14 protein-coding genes are annotated in these 21,399 nt (G+C 62.1%); all 14 read left to right on the top strand.

Translation table 11 applies throughout. From position 1 onward, the window contains the following. Window positions 1–20: 20 nt before the first annotated feature. Entirely contained in the window at window positions 21–2,918 is a 2,898-nt protein-coding gene (locus ACSQ3S_RS21050) for a TonB-dependent receptor (protein WP_436143641.1), read from the top strand. Window positions 2,919–3,139: 221 nt separating this feature from the next. After that, entirely contained in the window at window positions 3,140–4,495 is a 1,356-nt protein-coding gene (locus ACSQ3S_RS21045) for an MFS transporter (RefSeq protein WP_436143640.1), read from the top strand. Between the two features lie 16 nt (window positions 4,496–4,511). After that, complete coding sequence (locus ACSQ3S_RS21040) at window positions 4,512–5,465, top strand: glycoside hydrolase family 43 protein (RefSeq protein ID WP_436143639.1); 954 nt, start codon at window positions 4,512–4,514, stop codon at window positions 5,463–5,465. Window positions 5,466–5,559: 94 nt separating this feature from the next. Then, window positions 5,560–6,624, top strand: coding sequence for an aldose epimerase family protein (locus ACSQ3S_RS21035; RefSeq protein WP_436143638.1), 1,065 nt, complete (start codon window positions 5,560–5,562; stop codon window positions 6,622–6,624). 128 nt (window positions 6,625–6,752) lie between these two features. After that, window positions 6,753–8,495 (top strand): IlvD/Edd family dehydratase, encoded by a 1,743-nt coding sequence (locus tag ACSQ3S_RS21030; RefSeq protein WP_176651450.1) that lies wholly within the window; start codon window positions 6,753–6,755, stop codon window positions 8,493–8,495. Window positions 8,496–8,513: 18 nt separating this feature from the next. After that, window positions 8,514–9,506 carry an AraD1 family protein gene (gene araD1 / locus ACSQ3S_RS21025; protein WP_436143637.1) on the top strand — a complete coding sequence of 331 codons (993 nt, stop codon included), beginning with the start codon at window positions 8,514–8,516 and terminating at the stop codon, window positions 9,504–9,506. Continuing rightward, window positions 9,503–11,071: an aldehyde dehydrogenase (NADP(+)) gene (locus tag ACSQ3S_RS21020; RefSeq protein ID WP_436143636.1), complete on the top strand. Its 1,569-nt coding sequence runs from the start codon at window positions 9,503–9,505 to the stop codon at window positions 11,069–11,071. Before araD1 ends, ACSQ3S_RS21020 begins: the two co-directional genes overlap by 4 nt. A gap of 60 nt (window positions 11,072–11,131) precedes the next feature. Continuing rightward, the gene (locus ACSQ3S_RS21015; protein ID WP_176651447.1) at window positions 11,132–11,899 is read left to right on the top strand and encodes an SDR family NAD(P)-dependent oxidoreductase; all 768 of its coding nucleotides are present in this window, start codon (window positions 11,132–11,134) and stop codon (window positions 11,897–11,899) included. Further along, entirely contained in the window at window positions 11,896–13,818 is a 1,923-nt protein-coding gene (locus ACSQ3S_RS21010) for a glycoside hydrolase family 97 catalytic domain-containing protein (RefSeq protein ID WP_436143635.1), read from the top strand. Before ACSQ3S_RS21015 ends, ACSQ3S_RS21010 begins: the two co-directional genes overlap by 4 nt. Window positions 13,819–13,832: 14 nt before the next feature. Further along, window positions 13,833–15,380, top strand: a complete 1,548-nt coding sequence (locus tag ACSQ3S_RS21005; RefSeq protein WP_176651445.1) for an alpha-N-arabinofuranosidase — start codon at window positions 13,833–13,835, stop codon at window positions 15,378–15,380. Between the two features lie 4 nt (window positions 15,381–15,384). Next, a complete protein-coding gene (locus ACSQ3S_RS21000; protein WP_436143634.1) occupies window positions 15,385–16,953 on the top strand; it encodes a glycoside hydrolase family 43 protein in 1,569 nt (522 codons plus the stop codon). A 1-nt stretch (window position 16,954) separates the two neighbouring features. Further along, a complete protein-coding gene (locus tag ACSQ3S_RS20995) occupies window positions 16,955–17,974 on the top strand; it encodes an arabinan endo-1,5-alpha-L-arabinosidase (protein WP_436143633.1) in 1,020 nt (339 codons plus the stop codon). Further along, window positions 17,971–20,328: a beta-L-arabinofuranosidase domain-containing protein gene (locus tag ACSQ3S_RS20990; RefSeq protein WP_436143632.1), complete on the top strand. Its 2,358-nt coding sequence runs from the start codon at window positions 17,971–17,973 to the stop codon at window positions 20,326–20,328. Before ACSQ3S_RS20995 ends, ACSQ3S_RS20990 begins: the two co-directional genes overlap by 4 nt. A 105-nt stretch (window positions 20,329–20,433) precedes the next feature. After that, the gene (locus ACSQ3S_RS20985; protein WP_176651441.1) at window positions 20,434–21,396 is read left to right on the top strand and encodes an ABC transporter substrate-binding protein; all 963 of its coding nucleotides are present in this window, start codon (window positions 20,434–20,436) and stop codon (window positions 21,394–21,396) included. Window positions 21,397–21,399 lie beyond the last annotated feature (3 nt).

Here is a 21,399-nt window from a genome sequence, read left to right as displayed (position 1 = left end):
ACAGATAACACAGGAGACGTATGGAACATCTGACATCCGGGACTTGCGAGTCCCAGGCGAAGCATCGCCTCGTTTTAAAAACCGGCGTCGCGGTGCTGGCCGCAGCCGGCCTGCTCAGCAGCGCCTCGGTGTGGGCGCAAGCTGCTGCCGAAAAGGCGGAACCGACTGACACCGCGACCGACACCGCGACCGTGGTTGTCACGGGCGTCAAGGCATCGCTGATCAAGAGCCTGGCGATCAAGCGCACCAGCGACCAGGTCGTGGAATCGGTCGTTGCCGAAGACATCGGCAAGCTGCCCGATAACAATGTCGTCGAAGCGTTGCAGCGCGTTACGGGGGTACAGGTCACCAACCGCGCCGGCGGCGAAGTCGGCACCTTGTCCATTCGCGGTCTGCCCGACGTCCAGACCACCTGGAACGGCCGCAATATTTTTACAGCGTCCGGCACGCAGGTCGCACTGCAGGACATTCCCTCGACCCTGGTTCGCCAGATTGACGTCTACAAGACGCGCGACGCCAGCCAGTTGGACACCGGAATTGCTGGCCAGGTTGACGTCAAGTCGCTGCGGCCATTCGATTTCAAGGGGGCGAAAGTGTCGCTTTCGGCGCGCGAAACCTATCTTGATCCCGCGAAAAAGGCGAACCCGCAGCTCAGCGCCATGTTTAGCAACCGCTGGGAAACCGGCGTCGGCGAAGTCGGTGCCCTGGTCAATCTGTCGGCTAGCGAGACGAAGTACCGCAATGAAAGCGTGACGCCTGGTGCCATGGTGCCGTTTACCAGCCCCAATGCCGCCGAAGTTCCGCCAGGTTACACGCCCTTGCAGCGCATCTTCGACAACAATATCTGGACGCCTGGTACCCATACCGGCTTGCCGATGGCAGCGGGTTCAACGCTGGATTTCAACGGCAAAGCTTATCCCTATTACCTGGCGCGCGACGCCGTTTTCCAAAGCGACGTTCAGGGGAAGCGAGAGCGTCCCGCCGCCAATCTGGCCTTGCAATGGAAACCGAACAGTGATTCGGTCTACACCTTTGAATCGATGTACAACGGTTATCGTGACAAGTCCTTCAACCAGTTGCTGTTCAGCTTTGTTGACTGGTGGGGGGATCTCGGCAGCAACCCTGCGGGGTCGATTACGACGTACCCGGGAACGAACGTTATCAAGAGCCGTAAAGTCAATAACGTCTATGGCTTCAACAGCGGCGACTACACCACGTCGGCAACCGATTCCTACGTTTATGCCCTGAACGGCAAGTGGAACCTTGGCGACCGCCTGAAGCTGGAAGGCGATCTGTCGTACCAAACCAGCACCTATCACTCGGAATTCACAGCCACCCGGATTGATCGCGTTGCACCTTCCATCAACGTCGACTTCAATGCCGGCGGCGGCAACACGGCGTTCCATTTCAACAACGATGCCGACCTGACCGACCCGACCAAGTGGAATGTTGCGCAGTTCTACGATAACGCCAACCGCAATAAGGGCAGCGCCGCGACGGCCAATCTGTCGGGCGTCTACGATGCCGACTGGGGGGCGCTGGAGACGATCCACTTCGGCGTGCGCTTCGACGACCGCAAGGCGTCGGAGGCTAACCGGACCCAATCGGGCACCTTGAACCGCAACCTCGCCTCGCTGGGTCCGGAGTATTCCTCCACCAACTCGAACTTCGGCACGGCCATTTCGGACGTTCCGCGCTCATGGGTGGAGCCCAATGCCTATTACATCCGCGACCATATCGACGACTGGCGTAAGCTCTTTAACTCGGCTGATCAGAACTTCCTGACTACGGACAAGCTGAGCCTGCAGAAGACGTTCGGGGTCGAAGAAAAGACGAGCAACCTGTTCCTGATGGGGAATACCCAAAACGAGCTGTTCGGCCATCGCCTGCGCGGCAATTTCGGCGCGCGCTACGTCAAGGTCGATACCGACATGACCTTCTATAAGGTTGATGCCACCACCAAGGCGGTCACGCCGACCAGTGCCAGCAAGTCGACCAGCAAGGTCTTGCCCAGCATGACTCTGATTTACGACCCATCCAAGGACGTAGTGCTGCGCTTTAACTATGGTGAAACCCTGCGCCGCCCGAACTTCGGTGATCTGAATCCTGTCTTGCAACTCGGTGACGACGTTTCGAAGGTGGGTTATGGCTCGGGCAGCGGCGGCAATCCGGACCTGAAACCGACACACTCCAAGAACCTGGATCTGACGGCTGAATGGTATTTCCAGAAGGACAGCGCACTCTACGGCACTGCGTTCAAGCGCAAGATCGACGGCTTGGTCGTGGGCTTGCGTCACAGGGTACACGTCGATCCGGCGAACGACCCGTTCCGCAACTCGACCTCGGGCGGCGACCATACGAACGGCTATGACTACGTCATCAACTCGCCGGTCAACGCCTCCAACGGCACGATCAGTGGCGCCGAGCTCGGCTTGATCTACTTCCCGAAGGGGCTGCCGAGCCTGCTGGACGGCCTGGGATTCCAGGGCAGCTATACGCGACTCACCTCGTCGCAGAACGTGCCTGACGCCAATGATGCCGGCGTCATCGTCTCTCAGCTCGAGACACCGTTCTTCGGCGTGTCCAACAGCTCCTACAACGCCACCCTGGCTTACGAAAAGGGCCCGATCAGCACGCGCCTGTCCTATGTCTGGCGCTCCGGCTTCCTGGCCAGCAACGAAGCCGCCTTGTTTGCAAATCCGATTGGTATCTGGCGTCATCCGGAAAAGAGTGTCGACATGCAAGTCTCCTACAAAATCAACGACAACATGTCGGTCGATATCAGTGGTGTCAACTTGACCAACGAAATGCAACAGCAGTACTACCACTTCGGCAGTGCGGGTAACGCGCAGCTGACCAATTTCGGGACGCTCCAGATCGGACGTTCGGTCTCGGTTGGCTTGCGCTGGAAGATGTGATCTGCGTTGAGGAACTGACGCCGCCGGCCTGGCCGGTGGCTCGGTGAGGGGAGGGGGCGCCGCACCGGTTTTCCGGGCGGCGCCCCTTGTAGATCCAAGAGCGTTCCCGTCTTGTTGTGTTAACGTCGTCCCTGCGCAGCCGGGGATCCCATTCGCTGGCAGCTCGCGCGGCGCCAGATGGGATTCCCGCTGGCGGGAATGACAACCTGGTGGAGTATCCGATGTCGAATCAAAAATTATCGTTGCTGGAAAAAGTGGGCTTTGGCGCCGGCGACATGGCGCTGAACGTGGTGATCTCGTCGATGATGTTGATCATCACGTTCTTCTACACCGATATCTACGGCCTGAAAACCTCGGACCTGGCCTTGCTGTTCGTCGCCGTCAAATTCATCGGCGCCTTGTCCGACCTGGTGATGGGCCAGATCACCGACCGCTACGACAGTCCGCGCATGGGCCGCTATCGCCCGTACCTGCTGTTCCTGGCGATCCCCTACGGCGTCAGCGTGTTCTTCGTCTTCACCACGCCCGACTGGGCCTACAGCGCAAAGCTGATCTGGGCTTATTCCACCTACATCATCATGACGGTGATGACTTCCGGCGTCGGCATCGCCTACATCTCGCTGCCCAGCAGCCTGACCGACGATCCGCAGCAGCGCCTGTCGGCCAACGGCTACCGCCTGTTCTTCGCCAAGATCGGCGCCTTCATGGTGACGGTGGTGGTGCCCATCCTGTCGGAACGCTGGGGCGGCGGCAGCGCGGCTGTCGGCTACCAGGCCGCGATGGCGGTGATGGCGGTGATCGGCATCGCGCTGTTCCTGTTCTGCTTTTTCACCACCACCGAGCGCGTGCGCCACGTGGTGCAGCGGCAATCGCTGCCGGCGCAGCTGAAGGTGCTGCTGAAAAACGACCAGTGGCTGATCCTGTGCGGCGTCTGCGTGACCGGCACCATCGGCTACGTGGTGCGCGCCTCGGCGGCGATCTACTATGCCAAGTACTACCTGGGCGGCGACACCGCCACCGTCGCCACCTTCCTGTCGATCGGCGTGGTGGCGGCCATCCTGTCGATGATCGCCTCGACCTGGATCACCAAGTTCTATTGCAAGGTCAAGCTGTTCCGCTGGACCCAGATCGGCGTCGGCGTCATCAGCGCCGTGATCTACTTCGCCGTCAAGCCGGGCGACGTGATGCTGGCCTTTGTGCTGTACTTCCTGCTGTCCTTCGTGGTGGACCTGCATGCGCCGGTGTTCTGGTCGGCCATCGCCGAGACCATCGACTACGGCCAGGTCAAGACCGGCAAGCGCGTGTCGGGCTTCGCCTTCGGCGGCATTTCGGTGTGCCAGAAGGCCGGCATGGGCATCGCCGGCGCGCTGGTCGGCGTGTTGCTGACCTATTTTGAATATCAGCCGAACCACGAGCAGACCGCCTTCGCGCTGCACGGCATCGTGCTGATGGTGACGCTGATACCGGGCTTCTTCCATACGGTGATGGGCCTGTTGATGTTCAAATACCGCGTCACCGACGAGTACTATACGGAAGTGAAGAAACAGATGGGAGCCCAATCCTATGTGGCAGTCTAATTTTTTGGAAGCAGAGATGGAAAGCAACGACGTATTGCAGCCGCTGATCGAACAGCGCGCCGATCCCTTTATCATCCGTCACAGCGACGGCTATTACTACTTCACCGCCTCGGTGCCGCAGTACGACCGCATCGAACTGCGCCGGGCGAAAACCATCGCCGGCCTGGCGGATGCGGAGAAGGTCGACGTCTGGCACAAGCCGGATACGGGCCCCTACAGTGAACTGGTTTGGGCGCCGGAGCTCCATTTCAACGACGGCGCCTGGTATGTGTACTTCGCCGCCGCGCCCAGCCGCGAGATCAAGCACAAGCTTTTCCAGCACCGCATGTACGCGATCCGCAACGCCAACGCCAACCCTCTGGAAGGCGAATGGGAGTTCATGGGCCAGGTCGACACCGGCATCGACACCTTCTGCCTGGACGCCACCACCTTCACCCACAAGGGCCAGCTGTACTACCTGTGGGCGCAGAAGGATGTCGCCATCGAGGGCAATTCCAACCTCTACATCGCGCCGATGAAGACGCCGTGGCAGCTGGGCGGCCCGCCGGTCATGCTGAGCAAACCGGAGTTCGACTGGGAGATACGCGGCTTCTGGGTCAACGAAGGTCCGTCGGTGCTGAAGAAGAACGGCAAGATCTTCATCAGCTATTCGGCCAGCGCCACCGACGAAAACTACGCCATGGGCCTGCTGTGGGCGGACGAAGACGCGGACCTGCTGGACCCGGCATCGTGGACCAAAAACCCGCAACCGGTGCTGCAAACCTGCTTCGAACACGGCGTCTACGGACCCGGCCATAACAGTTTTACCGTCGGCGATGATGGCGAAACCGTCATGTTGGTTTATCATGCACGCACCTACACCGAGATCATCGGCGACCCGCTGTGGAATCCGGACCGTCACACTTATGTCAAACCGCTGAAATGGGACGGGCAGGGTATGCCTGTATTCGGAAAACCGTCGATGGCTTAATGTCGTCATCCCGCCTGCGCGGGAACCCATAGAACACATGCGGCGGCCGGCGTGGATAAATTTCCGCCGGCCGTCGTGCATTTGAAAGTCCAGAATGTCGCAAGCAACCATCACAGAATCTTCCTTCGGCCACCTGCCGGACGGCCGTGAGGCCACGCTTTTCACCCTGACCAACGCCAACGGCATGATCGCCAAAATCAGCAATTTGGGCGGCGTGATCGCCGAGCTGCACGCGCCGGACCGCGACGGCGCCATGGCCGACGTGGCGCTCGGCTTCGACAACCTGGCCGATTACCTGGGCGAATCGCATTACTTCGGCGCGCTGATCGGCCGCTACGGCAACCGTATCGCCGGCGGCCGCTTCACGCTCGACGGCGAGGCATATCAGCTCGACGTCAACAACGGCGCCAATCACCTGCACGGCGGCAGCGAAGGCTTTCACCGCCGGCTGTGGGATGCCGAAACCTTCGCCACGCCCAAGTCGGCGGGCCTGATCCTGAGCTACCTGAGCGCGGACGGCGAGCAGGGCTACCCGGGCAACCTGGAAGTGACCGTCATCTATGAACTGCGCAACGATAACGAATTGCGTATCGCTTTCCACGCCATCACCGACAAGGCGACGCCGGTCAACCTGACCAATCACGCGTATTTCAACCTGGCCGGCAAGGGCGACATCCTGTCGCACGAGCTGACGATACCGGCCGATGCCTACACGCCGGTCGACGGCGGCTTGATCCCGACCGGCGAGCTGGCGCCGGTGGCCGGCACGCCGTTCGACTTCCGCGCGCCGCAAGCCATCGGCGCCCGCATCGCGCAGGAGGATGAGCAGCTGCGCCACGGTTCGGGCTACGACCACAACTTCGTGTTGAGTAAATCGCAGTCCGGCGCGCTGGAGGTGGTGGCGCGGGTGGTCGATCCGGCGTCCGGCCGGATGCTGGAAGTGCTGTCACAGGAGCCGGGGGTGCAGTTTTACAGTGGCAACTTCCTGCATGACGGCATGCGCGGAAAAGGCCGCATCTACGGCCATCGCAGCGGCTTCTGCCTCGAACCGCAGCATTACCCGGACTCGCCGAACCAGCCCGGCTTCCCGTCGACGATCCTGCGTCCCGGCGAGGAATACACGACGGTGATGGCCTACCGCCTCGGCGTCGCCGACTGATATCGATTTGGGTATCGAAGTCGAATAATAATTTATTGGAAAGATATCTCACTACAACTTAGTATGCCTTATCGATGCGGGGGCATGACATCCACGTCCCCGCACAAGAACATACTGAGGAGATATTCATGTCTGAAAATGACAAAAAGGTGAAGCTGCGCTCAGCCGAGTGGTTCGGCACCCAGGACAAAAACGGTTTCATGTACCGCAGCTGGATGAAGAACCAGGGCATCCCCGATCATGAATTCCAGGGCAAACCCATCATCGGCATCTGCAACACCTGGTCGGAACTGACTCCTTGCAATGCGCATTTCCGCAAGCTGGCGGAACACGTCAAGCGCGGCATCCTCGAAGCCGGCGGCTTCCCGGTCGAGTTCCCGGTTTTCTCCAACGGCGAATCGAACCTGCGTCCCACCGCCATGCTGACCCGCAACCTGGCCAGCATGGACGTCGAAGAATCCATCCGCGGCAATCCGATGGACGGCGTCGTGCTGCTGGTCGGCTGCGACAAGACCACGCCGGCGCTGCTGATGGGCGCGGCCTCCGTCGACATCCCGACCATCGTCGTCAGCGGCGGCCCCATGCTGAACGGTAAGCTGAACGGCAAGAACATCGGTTCCGGCACCGCCGTGTGGCAGCTGCACGAGCAGGTCAAGGCCGGCGAAATCACCATGCACGAATTCATGTCGGCCGAATCGGGCCACTCCCGCTCCGCCGGCACCTGCAACACCATGGGCACCGCCTCGACGATGGCTTGCATGGCCGAAGCGCTGGGCACCACGCTGCCGCACAACGCCGCCATTCCCGCCGTCGATTCGCGCCGCTACATCCTGGCGCACATGTCCGGCATCCGCATCGTCGAGATGGTGAAGGAAGGCCTGAACCTGTCGAAGATCCTCAAGCGCGAGAACTTTGAAAACGCGATCCGCGTCAACGCCGCCATCGGTGGTTCGACCAACGCAGTGATCCACCTGAAGGCCATCGCCGGCCGCATCGGCGTCGACCTGGAACTGGAAGACTGGACCCGTGTCGGCCGCGGCACGCCGACCATCGTCGACCTGCTGCCGTCGGGCCGCTTCCTGATGGAAGAGTTCTACTACGCCGGCGGCCTGCCCGGCGCGATCCGCCGCATGGGCGAGGGCAATTTCGTGCCGCATCCGGATGCGCTGACGGTCAACGGCAAGAGCCTGTGGGAGAACTGCAAGGACGCGCCGATCTACGACGACGAGGTAATACGTCCGCTGGAGAATCCGCTGCTCAAGGATGGCGGAATCTGCATCCTGCGCGGCAACCTGGCGCCGCGCGGCGCCGTGCTGAAACCGTCGGCCGCCACGCCGGAGCTGATGCAGCATCGCGGCCGCGCCGTGGTGTTCGAGGACTTCGAGCACTACAAGAGCCGCATCGTCGATCCGGACCTGGACGTCGAGGCCAGCTCGATATTGGTGATGAAGAACTGCGGCCCGAAGGGTTATCCGGGCATGGCCGAAGTAGGCAATATGGGCCTGCCGCCGAAACTGCTGGCGGCCGGCGTGAAGGACATGGTCCGTATCTCGGATGCGCGCATGAGCGGTACCGCCTACGGCACCGTGGTGCTGCACGTGGCGCCGGAAGCGATGGCCGGCGGCCCGCTGGGCATCGTCAAGGACGGCGACTGGATCACGCTCGACTGCGCCGGCGGCCTGCTGAACCTGGAGATTTCGGAAGCGGAGATGGCCGAGCGCCAGGCTGCCCGCGTCATCGGCAGCGCGCCGGGGCCGAAGACCGGCTACCAGAAGCTGTACATCGAACACGTGCTGCAGGCCGACGAGGGCTGCGACTTCGATTTCCTGGTCGGTAATCGTGGCTCGGCCGTGCCTCGCCATTCGCATTAATAAAAATACGGAGACATTATGCTGCTCGTACAATTCAAGAATGAACAAGGCGCGCGCCAGATCGGCGTGCTGGAACAGAACACCATCCGCGTCATCGAAGGCTACGATACGACCTACGCCCTGGCGCAGGCGGCGATACGCCAGTCCGTCGGCCTGGCCGACCTGGCCGCCAAGTCTGTCGGCGACGGCGTGCAGGCGTTCGACGCCGTCGCCGCTGCCGGCCGCCTGCTGCCGCCGCTGGATCACAGCGACGACGCGCACTGCTTCGTCACCGGCACCGGCCTGACCCACCTGGGCAGCGCCGATACCCGCGACTCCATGCACAAGAAAATCGGCGGCGACGTCGAGTCGCTCAGCGATTCGATGAAAATGTTCCGCCTTGGCGTCGAAGGCGGCAAGCCGGCCGCCGGCCAGGCAGGCGTGCAGCCGGAATGGTTCTACAAGGGCGACGGCTCCATCGTGGCTGCCAGCGGCCAGCCACTGAGCATGCCCGACTTCGCGCTGGACGGCGGCGAAGAGCCGGAAGTGGCCGGCCTGTATGTGATCGGCGACGACGGTCAGCCTTACCGCGTCGGTTACGCCATCGGCAACGAGTTCTCGGACCACGTGACCGAGCGCCAGAACTACCTGTATCTCGCCCACTCGAAACTGCGCGCCTGCGGCGTGGGTCCCGCGCTGCTGGTCGGCGAGGCGCCGGCGCACATCGAGGGCACATCGCGCATCTACGACGTTGAGGGCAAGGTGCGCTGGGAGAAGGCCTTCTTCAGTGGCGAGCAGAATATGTCGCACACCATCGGCAACCTGGAACACCATCACTTCAAGTACCCGCTGTTCAAGCGTCCGGGCGACGTGCATATCCACTTCTTCGGCACCGCCACGTTGAGCGTGGCCGACAACATCGTCGTCAAGCCTGGCGAAACGTTTGAAATCGACGCGCCGCAATTCGGCCCGGCCTTGCGCAACAAGCTGACTGTCTACAAAACCGAAATCGCGAAAGTGAAAGCACTATGATCATTACCGGCGAAGCACTGATCGGCGGCCACGCCGTCAAAGGTACCGGCGGCGCCATCCGCGCCTGGAATCCCACTACGCAGCAGTCGATGGAGCCGGAATTTCACGCTGTCGATGTCGGGCAGATCGACCAGGCCTGCCGCGCGGCCGACGCCGCATTCGACACCTTCCGCGCGCTGAGCGACGAGCAGCGCGCCGTTTTCCTGGAAACCATCGCCGAACAGATCATGGCGCTGGGCGATGTGCTGGTTGAACGCGTGATGGCCGAAACCGGCCTGCCGCGTCCTCGCATCGAGGGTGAGCGTGGCCGCACCGTCGGCCAGCTGAAACTGTTTGCCAACCTGCTGCGCGAAGGCTCGTGGAACGATGTCCGTATCGACAAGGCGTTGCCGGAACGGACGCCGCCGCGTCCCGACCTGCGTATGCGCATGATCGGCCTCGGTCCGGTGGCGGTTTTCGCGGCCAGTAACTTCCCGTTGGCGTTTTCTGTGGCCGGTGGCGACACCGCATCGGCTTTGGCGGCCGGCTGCCCGGTGGTGCTGAAGGCGCATTCCGCGCATCCCGGCACGTCCGAACTGGTGGGCCGCGCCATCGTCAAGGCGGCGGAGCTGTGCGGCCTTCCGGCCGGCGTGTTCTCGCTGTTGACCGGCAGCGGCAATGGCATCGGCCAGGAGCTGGTGCGTCATCCATCGATCAAGGCGGTCGGCTTCACCGGCTCGCGCAGCGGCGGTGTCGCGCTGATGGCGGTGGCTGCGGCGCGTCCGGTACCGATTCCCGTCTATGCGGAAATGAGCTCGATCAATCCGGTGTTCCTGATGCCTGCGGCGCTGGCTGCGCGTGCCGAGGAAATCGGCGCGGGCTTCGCCGGCTCGCTGGTCCTGGGCGTGGGGCAGATGTGCACCAATCCCGGCCTGGTGATCGGCGTCGCCGGTCCCGATCTGGATCGCTTCGCCAACGCCGCCGCGCAAGCGCTGGCCGGCGGTGCGGCGTGCGCGATGCTGTCGCCGGGAATCGCAGGCAGCTTCCAGCGCGGTATCACACAGTTGGCCGAGCATGCGGACGTGAAGACGCTGGCGCTGGCGCCTCAGGCCGAAGGCAAGGGCGCTCCGGCGCTGTTCGTCACCAGCGGCGCGGCGTTCCTGTCGCAGCATGCGTTGTCGGAAGAAGTATTCGGCCCGGCCTCGCTGGTCGTGGCCTGCAAGGATATGGCGGAACTGCGCCATATCGCCGAAAGCCTGGAAGGCCAGTTGACCGCCACGCTGCAGCTGGACGATGCGGATCTCGACGCCGCCCATGTGCTGCTGCCGGTACTGGAACGCAAGGCCGGCCGCATCCTGGCCAACGGCTTCCCGACCGGCGTGGAAGTCTGCAGCGCGATGGTGCACGGCGGCCCATTCCCATCGACGTCCGACGGCCGCAGCACGTCCGTGGGTACGGGCGCCATCGTGCGCTTCCTGCGTCCGGTGTGCTACCAGAACCTGTCGCAGGCACTGCTGCCGGAAGTCTTGCGCGACAACGGCAGCGCCGTTTGGCGCCGCCGCGAAGGCGAGCTGACTCGCGACTAGCGCAGTATCGAGGAATCCCCGCGATGACGGGGACCTCACCATAATAAAAACGGAGACTGTATGACCCAATTGGCTAAGTTCGCCAGCCTGCGCGGCAAGCGCGTATTCATCACCGGTGGCGGCACCGGCATCGGCGAAGCGATGGTGATTTCCTTCGCGGAGCAGGGCGCGCAAGTCGCCTTTGTCGACATCGCCCGCGACGCCAGCCTGGCGCTGACGCGCCGCGTGAAGGAAGCCGGCTATCCCGAGCCGCTGTTTCGCCAGTGCGACATCACCAACATCCCCGCGCTGCAGGCGACCATGGTCGAGATGGCGACGCTGGTCGGCGACTTCGACATCCTCGTCAACAACGCAGCCAACGACCAGCGCCACGAGACCGCTGAAGTCACCCTGGAATACTGGAACGAGCGCATCGCCATCAACCAGCGTCCGATGTTCTTCACTTGCCAGGCTGTCCTGGAAGGCATGAAGAAAAAAGGCGCCGGCTCGATCATCAATGTCGGCTCGATTTCGTGGCACGTCAAGAATGCGGGCTACCCGGTGTACGCCACGTCGAAGGCGGCGGTGCACGGCCTGACGCGCGGCCTGGCCCGGGAGTTCGGAGAGCACGGCATCCGCGTCAACACGGTCACGCCGGGTTGGGTGATGACGCAGCGCCAGATCGACCTGTGGCTGGACGATGCGGGCGAGCAGGACATCAAACGCAACCAGTGCCTGCCGACCAAGCTGATGCCGCAGCACGTGGCCTCGATGATCCTGTTCCTGGCCGCTGAAGATGGTGCCATGTGCACCGCTCAAGAGTTTATCGTCGATGGGGGATGGGTATGAATACAACCAGCTATGCGGCAATAATCATGGCCGCGGTGTCGGCAGGCGCCACCGCGTCTCCCGCCGCGCTGACCAGCCCGGACCGCCACATCGCCGTCAAGCTGCAATCCACCGCCGCCGGCACGCTGGCTTACACGATCACGCGCGACGGCAAGCCGGTATTGCTGGCTTCCGATCTCGGCCTGCAGTTGCAGGGCGCGGACCTGGCCAGCGGTTTGAAAATCACCGGGACCAGCAAAGCACATGCCGTCAGCGATCATTACCAGATGGCTGTCGGCAAGCGGCGCGACATCACCTACAGCGCCAACGAACAGACCTATTCGGTACAGAACGCGCAGAAGCAGAAGATGGACATCGTCTTCCGCGTGTCGAACGATGGCGTCGCTTTCCGCTATGTGGTCGCCGATACATCGCTGCCGCACAAAAAACTGATCCAGGAGCGCACCACGTTCGCGCTGCCGTCCGAAGCCAAGGCCTGGATGCAGCCGATCGCAGTCGCGCAAACCGGTTGGGGCAGGACCAATCCGTCATACGAAGAGCACTATCTGATGGACGTCCCGGTCGGCACGCCGTCGCCTTCGCCCGCAGGGTGGGTGTTCCCGGCGCTGTTCAAATCCGGCGTCAACTGGGTGGCGATCTCCGAAGCCGGCATGGATGGCAGCTTCCAGGCTTCCCGCCTGGCGCCACAATCCGTCGGCGGAAAATACAGCATTGGCAATCCGATGGCCGAGGAGGTCTACACCGACGGCCGCCTGATGGCCGAAGTCGACGGCACGCTCACCACGCCATGGCGCCTGCTGGCGCTGGGCTCCTTGCAGACGGTGACCGGTTCCACGCTCGGCACCGACCTTGCCGCTCCAGCCATCGCTTTCGATAAATCGCTGGTCAAGCCCGGCCATGCGTCGTGGAGCTGGGCGCTGATGAAGGACGACGCCACCGTCTACGACGTCCAGAAAAAGTTCATCGACTACGCCGCCGACATGCATTGGGATTACACCCTGATCGATGCCGACTGGGACCGCAAGATCGGCTACGAAAAGGTCAAGGAACTGGTCGACTACGCCGCCACCAGGAACGTCGGCATTCTGCTGTGGTACAACTCGTCCGGTCCATGGAACTCCACCGAGTATTCGCCGAAAAGCAAGTTGCTGACCCACGAACAGCGCGTCGCCGAATTCAAGCGCCTGCATGACATGGGCGTCAAGGGTGTCAAGATCGACTTCTTCAACGGCGATGCCCAGTCGATGATCGCCTACTACGTCGCCATCCTGCGCGATGCGGCCGACGCCGGACTGCTGGTCAACTTCCACGGTGCCACGCTGCCGCGCGGCTGGACCCGCACCTGGCCCAACCTGATGACGATGGAAGCCGTGCGCGGCATGGAGTTCACCACCTTCGAGCAGGCCGACGAAGACAAGATGCCGACCCACGCCGCCATGCTGCCGTTCGCTCGCAACCTGTTCGATCCGATGGACTTCACGCCGATGGTCTTCGGCGACATCCCGAAGATCAAGCGTACTTCCAGCAACGGCTTCGAGCTGGCCACGTCGGTGTTGTACATCTCGGGCATCCAGCACTTCGCCGAGATCCCCGAAGGCATGGCAACCGTGCCGGCCTACGTGAAGAGCTTCCTGCAGGAGCTGCCGCGCAGCTGGGACGACAGCCGCCTGGTTGACGGTTATCCTGGCCAATACGCCGTCGTCGCGCGCCGCTCGGGCGACAGCTGGTACATCTCCGGCATCAACGCCACCGAGTCCGACAAGACGCTGACGCTGGACTTGTCCTTCGCCGGAGCCAAACAGGGAACGATCATCGCCGACGGCGATGGCGAACGCAGTTTCAGCCAGCGCGATATCGCCGCAGGCAAGAAAGTAGCAGTAACGATCAAACCGCACGGCGGATTCGTCATAAAACTATAAACAGGAGATAGACTATGAACCAAATTAAACGCGGCGTATTCGCCTTGTGCCTGCTGGCTTCCGGCGGCGCCTTCGCGGCCGACACGATCGGCCTCACCATCGACGCCGGCAAGCCCGGTGCGGTCATCAACAAGGATGTCTACGGCCAGTTCGCCGAGCACCTGGGTACCGGCATCTACGAAGGCATGTGGGTCGGTCCAAAATCGAAGATCCCCAACACCAAGGGCTGGCGCAACGACGTGGTCGGCGCGCTGAAGGCGATGCACGTGCCGCTGGTGCGCTGGCCGGGCGGCTGCTTCGCCGACGAGTATCACTGGAAGGACGGCGTCGGCCCGCGCGAGAAGCGCCCGGTCAAGGTCAACACCAATTGGGGCGGCGTGGCGGAGTCCAATGCCGTCGGTACGCACGAGTTCTTCGACCTGGTCGACCTGCTGGGCGCTGACGCCTACGTCAACGGCAACCTTGGTTCCGGCAGCGTCCAGGAGATGTCGGAGTGGATCGAGTACATGACGTCCGACAGCAAGTCCACGCTGGCCGAGCTGCGCCGCAAGAACGGCCATGAGAAACCATTCAAGGTCGCCTATTTCGCCGTCGGTAACGAGGCGTGGGGCTGCGGCGGCAATATGACGCCGGAGCACTACGCGGACCTGTACAAGAACGTCGAGACGTTCCTGAAGGCGCCGTCGTCCAGCCGTCCGAAGCTGATCGCCAGCGGCGGTAACGACAGCGATACCAGCTGGTCCGATGTGCTGAGCAAGCAGCTCAAGCGCCAGACCGACGGCATCAGCTTCCACTACTACACCATCCCGACCGGGAAGTGGGAAGTGAAGGGCGCGGCAACCGGATTCCCTGAAAAAGAATGGCTGTCCACGCTGAGCGCCACACTGCGCATGGATGACCACATCCGCAAAAATGCCGCAGTGATGGACAAGAACGATCCGGAGAAAAAACTGGGCCTGTTCGTCGATGAATGGGGCACCTGGTACGACGTGGAGAAGGGCACCAACGCCGGCTTCCTGTTTCAGCAGAATACCCTGCGCGATGCGGTTGTTGCAGCGCTTAACTTCAACATCTTCCATGCCCACGCAGACCGGGTGCGCATGACCAATATCGCGCAGATGGTCAATGTGCTGCAATCGATGATCATCACCGACAAGGACAAGATGGTGCTGACGCCGACCTATCATGCCTTTGAAATGTATGCGCCGTTCCAGGGCGCGACCACGCTGCCGCTGACGCTGTCGAACAATCCGCAGTACACCGTGGATGGTGCCGGCATTCCCGAGATCAGCGCATCGGCCGCACGCGGCGCGGATGGCAAGCTGTATCTGGCGCTGGTGAACACCAATCCGGGACAGGCTGCCGACGTGGCGGTCAATATTCCGGGCCAGACGATCAAGGCATTGAAGGGCCGCGTGCTGACTGCCGCTGCGATGGATGCGCATAATACCTTCCAATCGCCGCAAGCAGTGAAACCTGCGCCATTCACCGCCACCGGCGTCGATGGCAAGGTGACGGTGAAGATTCCTGCCAAGGCTGTGATCGTGGTGGCGGTGGAGTGAGGGCATGACGGTGCACGATATTTCCCTGTCGCGCCGTAAGGCCATCGCCGGTGGCGTGGCCATGCTGCTGGCTGGTTGCGGCGGTGGAGGAGGCGGCGGCAATCCAGTTGCCGCAACTCCGACGCCGACACCTGCGCCTACGCCTACGCCTACGCCAACACCAACACCCACACCGACGCCAACGCCGCCGCCGACCACCATCACGTTCGCCGACGCCTCGGTCCACGATCCCGCCCTGATCAAGGTGGACGGTACCTACTACGTCTTCGGCTCGCACCTGGCCGCGGCCAAGTCGACGGACCTGATGAACTGGACCAAGTTCGCCGACGGCGTCAACGCCACCAATCCGTTGTTCAACAACGTGGTGACCTCGCTGGCCGACACCTTCACCTGGGCGCAGGTCACCGACCTGTGGGCTCCGGATGTGGTCAAGCTGGGAGACGGAAAGTTCTACTTCTACTACAACGCCTGCAAAGGCGACTCGCCCCGTTCGGCGCTGGGCGTGGCTGTGGCGGACAAGGTGGAAGGCCCGTACGTCAACAAGCAGATCATGCTCAAATCCGGCATGTGGGGCCTGGTCAGCGAAGACGGCGTGAACGTCTACGACGCGCTGACGATGCCGAACGTGGTCGACCCGAACACCTTCTTCGACAAGGATGGCAAGCTGTGGATGATCTACGGCTCCTATTCCGGCGGCATCTTCATCCTGGCGATGGATCCGGCGACCGGCCTGCAGAAGCCCGGCCAGGGCTACGGCAAGCACCTGATGGGCGGGAACCACAGCCGCATCGAAGGCGCGTACGTGATGTACAGCCCGCAGTCGAAGTACTACTACCTGTTCACGTCCTTCGGCGGACTGGATGCAAACGGTGCCTACAACATGCGCGTGGCCCGCTCGCTGAATCCGGACGGTCCGTATGTGGACGCCAAGGGCAACGACATGGCCAACGTCAAGGCCAATCCCGCGCTGCCGCTGTTCGACGACGCCAGCATCGCGCCGTTCGGCCAGAAGATCATGGGGAACTACCAGTTCGCGCTGGCCGACGGTGAAACGGGGACGCCGCTGGGCTATGTATCGCCGGGCCATAATTCGGCCTATTACGAAGCGTCCACAGGCCAGTACTTCCTGGTGTTCCATACCCGTTTCCCCGGAACCGGCGAGCTGCATCAGATCCGCGTACACGAGATGTTCATCAACGAGGATGGCTGGATCGTCGTGGCGCCGTTCCGCTACGCGCCGCTGAGCAAGAACTCGACGCCGTTGGCGGCCGAGGTGACGGCAGCCGATGCGGCCGGCTCGTACAAGATGATCAACCACGGCAAGGATATTACGACGGCCATCAAGTCTTCGCAGGCCATCAAGCTGGCGGTCGACGGTACCGTGTCGGGCGCGGCAACCGGCACGTGGAAGCATAACGGCGCCAACAAGATTACGATTGCGCTGGGGGCTAGCGGTACTTTCAATGGCGTGCTGTCGCGCCAGTGGAATACCAACGCCAGCGCCTTCGTGGTGACGTGGACCGCGCAGTCGGTTGACGGCGTGTCGATCTGGGGCGCGCGCACAGGGAGTTGAGATGAAGTCTGTTGTATTTGCATTGGGACTGGCGGCGCTTTCCGCGCTTCCTGCCTGCGCCGCCAAGGAAGTCAGCGTCCATGATCCTGTCATGGCGAAGGAGGGCGATACCTGGTACGTGTTCAGCACCGGACCGGGTATCACGTTCTACAGTTCGAAAAACATGAAGGACTGGACACCCGAAGGCCGCATCTTCAAGGACCAGCCGGTGTGGGCCAAGAGTGTGGCGCCTGGCTTCGACGGCCATGTCTGGGCGCCGGATGTGCATTTCCATAACGGGAAATACTATTTGTACTATTCCGTTTCAGGCTTCGGCAAGAATGCCTCGGGCATCGGAGTCACCGTCAACAAGACGCTGAACCCGCGTTCGCCAGACTATCGCTGGGAAGACAAGGGCCTGCTGCTGCAATCCGTACCGTCGCGAGACGATTGGAATGCCATCGATCCGAATGTCGTCGAAGATGACAAAGGCGAGGCCTGGCTTGCCTTCGGCTCGTTCTGGAGCGGATTGAAGCTGGCGAAGTTGAACCCGGATTGGACCGGCCTGGCCGCACCGCAGGAATGGCAGGCAATCGCCAGCCGCCTGCGCGTGCCTTCCGTGGGCGGCAAGGTGTCCGCGCCGGACGAGATCGAGGCGCCGTTCATCTTCAAGAAAGGCGGCTACTACTACCTCTTCGCTTCGTTCGGTCTATGCTGCCAGAAATCCAACAGCACCTATCACGTGGTTGTCGGTAGGGCCAGGAACGTCACCGGTCCTTACCTGGACAAGGACGGCGTGGACATGTTGAAGGGCGGCGGTTCTACGGTGATCGCCGGCGACAAGGACTGGAAAGCGCTGGGTCACAACGGCGCCTACACCATCGACGGCAAGGACTACATGGTGCTGCACGCCTACGAGACCGCGGACGACTATCTGCAGAAGCTGAAGATCATGGAGATGAAGTGGGACGCCAGCGGTTGGCCGGTGGTCGATCCTGCGGATCTCAACAAGTATCGCAGCAACCAGCTGCCATCGCCATGAAGATATTGCGCAGCCTCGCTGCCGCCGTTGCCATCGCGTTTGCCGCCGGCGCGGCGCCGGCGGCGCCGTTGCAGTTGTTTCCGCTCGCCGACGTGCGGCTGGGCGATAGCCCCTTCCTGGAAGCGCAGCGCACGGACCTGCATTACCTGCTCGAGATGGAGCCGGACCGCCTGCTGGCGCCATTCCTGCGCGAAGCCGGCCTGCCGCTGAAGCAGCCCAGCTACGGCAACTGGGAATCCAGCGGCCTTGACGGCCACCTCGGCGGCCACTATCTCTCGGCCCTCGCGCTGATGTACGCCTCGACCGGCGACGAGGAAGTCCTCAAGCGGCTGAACTACTTCGTCGCGGAACTCAAGCGCTGCCAGCAGAAGAACGGCAACGGCTACATCGGCGGCATCCCGGACGGCAGCGCTGCGTGGCAAGCCATCGCCAAGGGCGAACTCCATGCCGACAACTTCTCCGTCAACGGCAAGTGGGTCCCGTGGTACAACCTGCACAAGGTCTACGCCGGCCTGCGCGACGCCTACACCTATACCGGCAACCAGGATGCCCGCGCCATGCTGATCGCGATGTCCGACTGGGCGCTGGAGCTGACCTCGCACCTGAGCGAAGAACAAATGCAGTCCATGCTGCGCAGTGAGCACGGCGGCATGAACGAGGTGCTGGCCGACGTCGCCCAGATGACCGGCCAGAAGAAATACATGGAGCTGGCGATACGCTTCTCGCACCAGGCCATCCTGCGTCCGCTGGAAGAGGGCAAGGACCAGCTCACCGGGCTGCACGCCAACACGCAGATCCCCAAGGTGGTCGGCTTCAAGCGCATCGGCGACATCACCGGCCGCCGCGACTGGCAGCAGGCGGCGCAATTCTTCTGGCAGACGGTGCACGATCACCGCACCGTCGCCATCGGCGGCAATAGCGTCAAGGAGCACTTCAACGACGACAAGGACTTCTCGCCGATGGTGGAAGAAGTCGAAGGTCCGGAAACCTGCAATACCTACAACATGCTCAAGCTCACCGAGCTGCTGTTCCTTGGCGATGCCAAAGGCAGCTACAGCGACTACTACGAGCGGGCGTTGTACAACCACATCCTCTCGTCGCAGCGGCCCGACAGCGGCGGCTTCGTCTACTTCACGCCGATGCGGCCGAATCACTACCGCGTCTACTCGCAAGTCGACAAGGCCATGTGGTGCTGCGTCGGCTCCGGCATCGAAAGCCATGCAAAATATGGGGAATTCATCTACGCGCATCGCGGCGACGATCTTTACGTGAACCTGTTCATTCCATCGACGCTGAACTGGCGCGAACAGGGCGTGACGATCATGCAAACCAACCGCTTCCCCGACGAAGACACCAGCACGCTGGTGGTCAAGGGGAGCAAGGCGTTCACGATGAAGATCCGCTATCCCGAGTGGGTGGCGCGCGGCGCCTTGCGCATCACCGTCAACGGCAAGCCTGTGGCGGCCGACGCCGGTGCGGACCGCTACGTCAGCCTGCGCCGCCAATGGCGCGACGGCGACAAGGTCGAGATCCTCCTGCCGATGAAAACCCATCTGGAGCAGATGCCGGACAAGTCCAACTACTATGCGGTGCTGCACGGCCCTATCGTGCTGGCGGCGAAGACCGATCCGTTTGCCGGCGAAAAGCTGAACTTCTTCGCCGACGACTCGCGCATGGGCCATGTGGCGCAAGGCCAGGTATGCCCGATGGAGTCGGCGCCGATGCTGGTCAGCGATACCAAGGCTTTCATGGACCGCTTCAAGCCGGTGCCCGGCAGGCCGCTGACGTTCACTGCGCCGGGGCTGGTGCAGGGGAAGAATGTCGGCAGCGTGACCTTCATCCCGTTCTTCCGGCTGCACGATTCGCGCTACGTGGTCTACTGGCCGTATTCCACGCCGGCCAACCTGGCGTCCATGCAGGCCAGGGCCGCGCAGGACGAGGCGGAGCGCCTGGCATTGGATGCGCAGACGATCGATCAGGTGGCGCCGGGCGAGCAGCAGCCGGAGTCCGATCACTTCTTCAAAGGCGAGGGGGCCGACGCCGGCATCAGCAAGGGCCGCCACTGGCGCCATGCAAGCGGCTGGTTCAGCTACGAGCTGACCGACAAAAAGGCCGAAGCCCGCACGCTGCGGCTGACATATTCAACTTTGGATGCCGGACGCCATTTCGATATCTTTATCAACGACCGGTTGCTGGCCGAGGTTGCGCTGGATGGCGCCGCGCCGCAGGAAATCTACACCCGGGACTACGCCATTCCAGCGGCTATGCTGGGCGGCGGCAAGCTGGTGGTCAAATTTGTCGCCCGCCAGGGATCGAGGGCGGGCGGCTTGTACGGCTTGAGATTGCTGCGTTGATATCGAAATCGATATCGATATGATGGAAAATATCATTGGATAGATATTTCCCTTTCTCATAGTATATGAACCATAAAATATACAAATTCATTCGGAGACTTCGCTATGACATGTAATCGCAGAACCGTACTGGCCGCCGCGTTCCTGGCCGCTTTTACCGCCGTCACTCCCGTTTTTGCGGCCAAGCCGCTGGTGATCGGCTTTTCGCAGGTCGGCGCCGAAAGCGAGTGGCGCACCGCGAACACCGTTTCGATCAAGGACGCCGCCAAGAAGGACGGCATCACCCTTAAATTTGCGGACGCCCAGCAGAAGCAGGAAAACCAGGTCAAGGCGATCCGTTCCTTCATCGCCCAGCGCGTGGACGTGATCGCGTTTTCGCCGGTGGTGGAATCGGGTTGGGACACCGTGCTGCGCGAAGCCAAGGCCGCCAAAATTCCCGTCATCCTGACCGACCGCGCGGTCAATGTCAGCGATCCTTCGCTGTACGTGACCTTCATCGGTTCGGACTTCGTCGAGGAGGGCCGGCGCGCAGGCCGCTGGCTGCTCGATCGCGCGAAGAAGACGCCCGATGCCGTCATCAATATCGTCGAACTGCAAGGCACCGTCGGCTCGGCGCCGGCGCTGGACCGCAAGAAGGGCTTTGAAGAAGTCATCGCCACCAATCCGAAGCTGAAGGTGATCCGCTCGCAGACCGGCGACTTCACCCGCGCCAAAGGCAAGGAAGTGATGGAAGCCTTCCTCAAGGCCGAAGGCAAGAAGATCAACGTGCTGTACGCGCACAATGACGACATGGCCATCGGCGCGATCCAGGCGATCGAGGAAGCCGGCATGAAGCCTGGCAAGGACATCGTGGTGATTTCGATCGACGGCGTCAAGGGCGCCTTCGAGGCGATGATCGCCGGGAAGCTGAACGTGACGGTGGAATGCAGCCCGCTGCTTGGCCCTCAGTTGATGCAGATCGCGCGCGATGTGGTGGCCAACAAGCCTGTACCAAAGCGCATTACGACCCAAGAGAGCGTGTTCCCGGCTGAAGTCGCGGCCAAGGAATTCCCGAACCGTAAATACTGATCC

It is taken from the genome of Duganella sp. LjRoot269 (genome assembly GCF_964254095.1).
Lineage (GTDB): Bacteria > Pseudomonadota > Gammaproteobacteria > Burkholderiales > Burkholderiaceae_D > Rugamonas > Rugamonas hordei.
The sequence above is the reverse complement of the archived record's forward strand: the minus strand, read 5'-3'. Positions and strand labels throughout refer to the sequence as shown.

Coding starts and splice junctions, on each gene's coding strand:
- ACSQ3S_RS21050 (WP_436143641.1), top strand. CDS start 21: ATGGAACATCTGACATCCGGGACTTGCGAGTCCCAGGCGAAGCATCGC.
- ACSQ3S_RS21045 (WP_436143640.1), top strand. CDS start 3,140: ATGTCGAATCAAAAATTATCGTTGCTGGAAAAAGTGGGCTTTGGCGCC.
- ACSQ3S_RS21040 (WP_436143639.1), top strand. CDS start 4,512: ATGGAAAGCAACGACGTATTGCAGCCGCTGATCGAACAGCGCGCCGAT.
- ACSQ3S_RS21035 (WP_436143638.1), top strand. CDS start 5,560: ATGTCGCAAGCAACCATCACAGAATCTTCCTTCGGCCACCTGCCGGAC.
- ACSQ3S_RS21030 (WP_176651450.1), top strand. CDS start 6,753: ATGTCTGAAAATGACAAAAAGGTGAAGCTGCGCTCAGCCGAGTGGTTC.
- araD1 (WP_436143637.1), top strand. CDS start 8,514: ATGCTGCTCGTACAATTCAAGAATGAACAAGGCGCGCGCCAGATCGGC.
- ACSQ3S_RS21020 (WP_436143636.1), top strand. CDS start 9,503: ATGATCATTACCGGCGAAGCACTGATCGGCGGCCACGCCGTCAAAGGT.
- ACSQ3S_RS21015 (WP_176651447.1), top strand. CDS start 11,132: ATGACCCAATTGGCTAAGTTCGCCAGCCTGCGCGGCAAGCGCGTATTC.
- ACSQ3S_RS21010 (WP_436143635.1), top strand. CDS start 11,896: ATGAATACAACCAGCTATGCGGCAATAATCATGGCCGCGGTGTCGGCA.
- ACSQ3S_RS21005 (WP_176651445.1), top strand. CDS start 13,833: ATGAACCAAATTAAACGCGGCGTATTCGCCTTGTGCCTGCTGGCTTCC.
- ACSQ3S_RS21000 (WP_436143634.1), top strand. CDS start 15,385: ATGACGGTGCACGATATTTCCCTGTCGCGCCGTAAGGCCATCGCCGGT.
- ACSQ3S_RS20995 (WP_436143633.1), top strand. CDS start 16,955: ATGAAGTCTGTTGTATTTGCATTGGGACTGGCGGCGCTTTCCGCGCTT.
- ACSQ3S_RS20990 (WP_436143632.1), top strand. CDS start 17,971: ATGAAGATATTGCGCAGCCTCGCTGCCGCCGTTGCCATCGCGTTTGCC.
- ACSQ3S_RS20985 (WP_176651441.1), top strand. CDS start 20,434: ATGACATGTAATCGCAGAACCGTACTGGCCGCCGCGTTCCTGGCCGCT.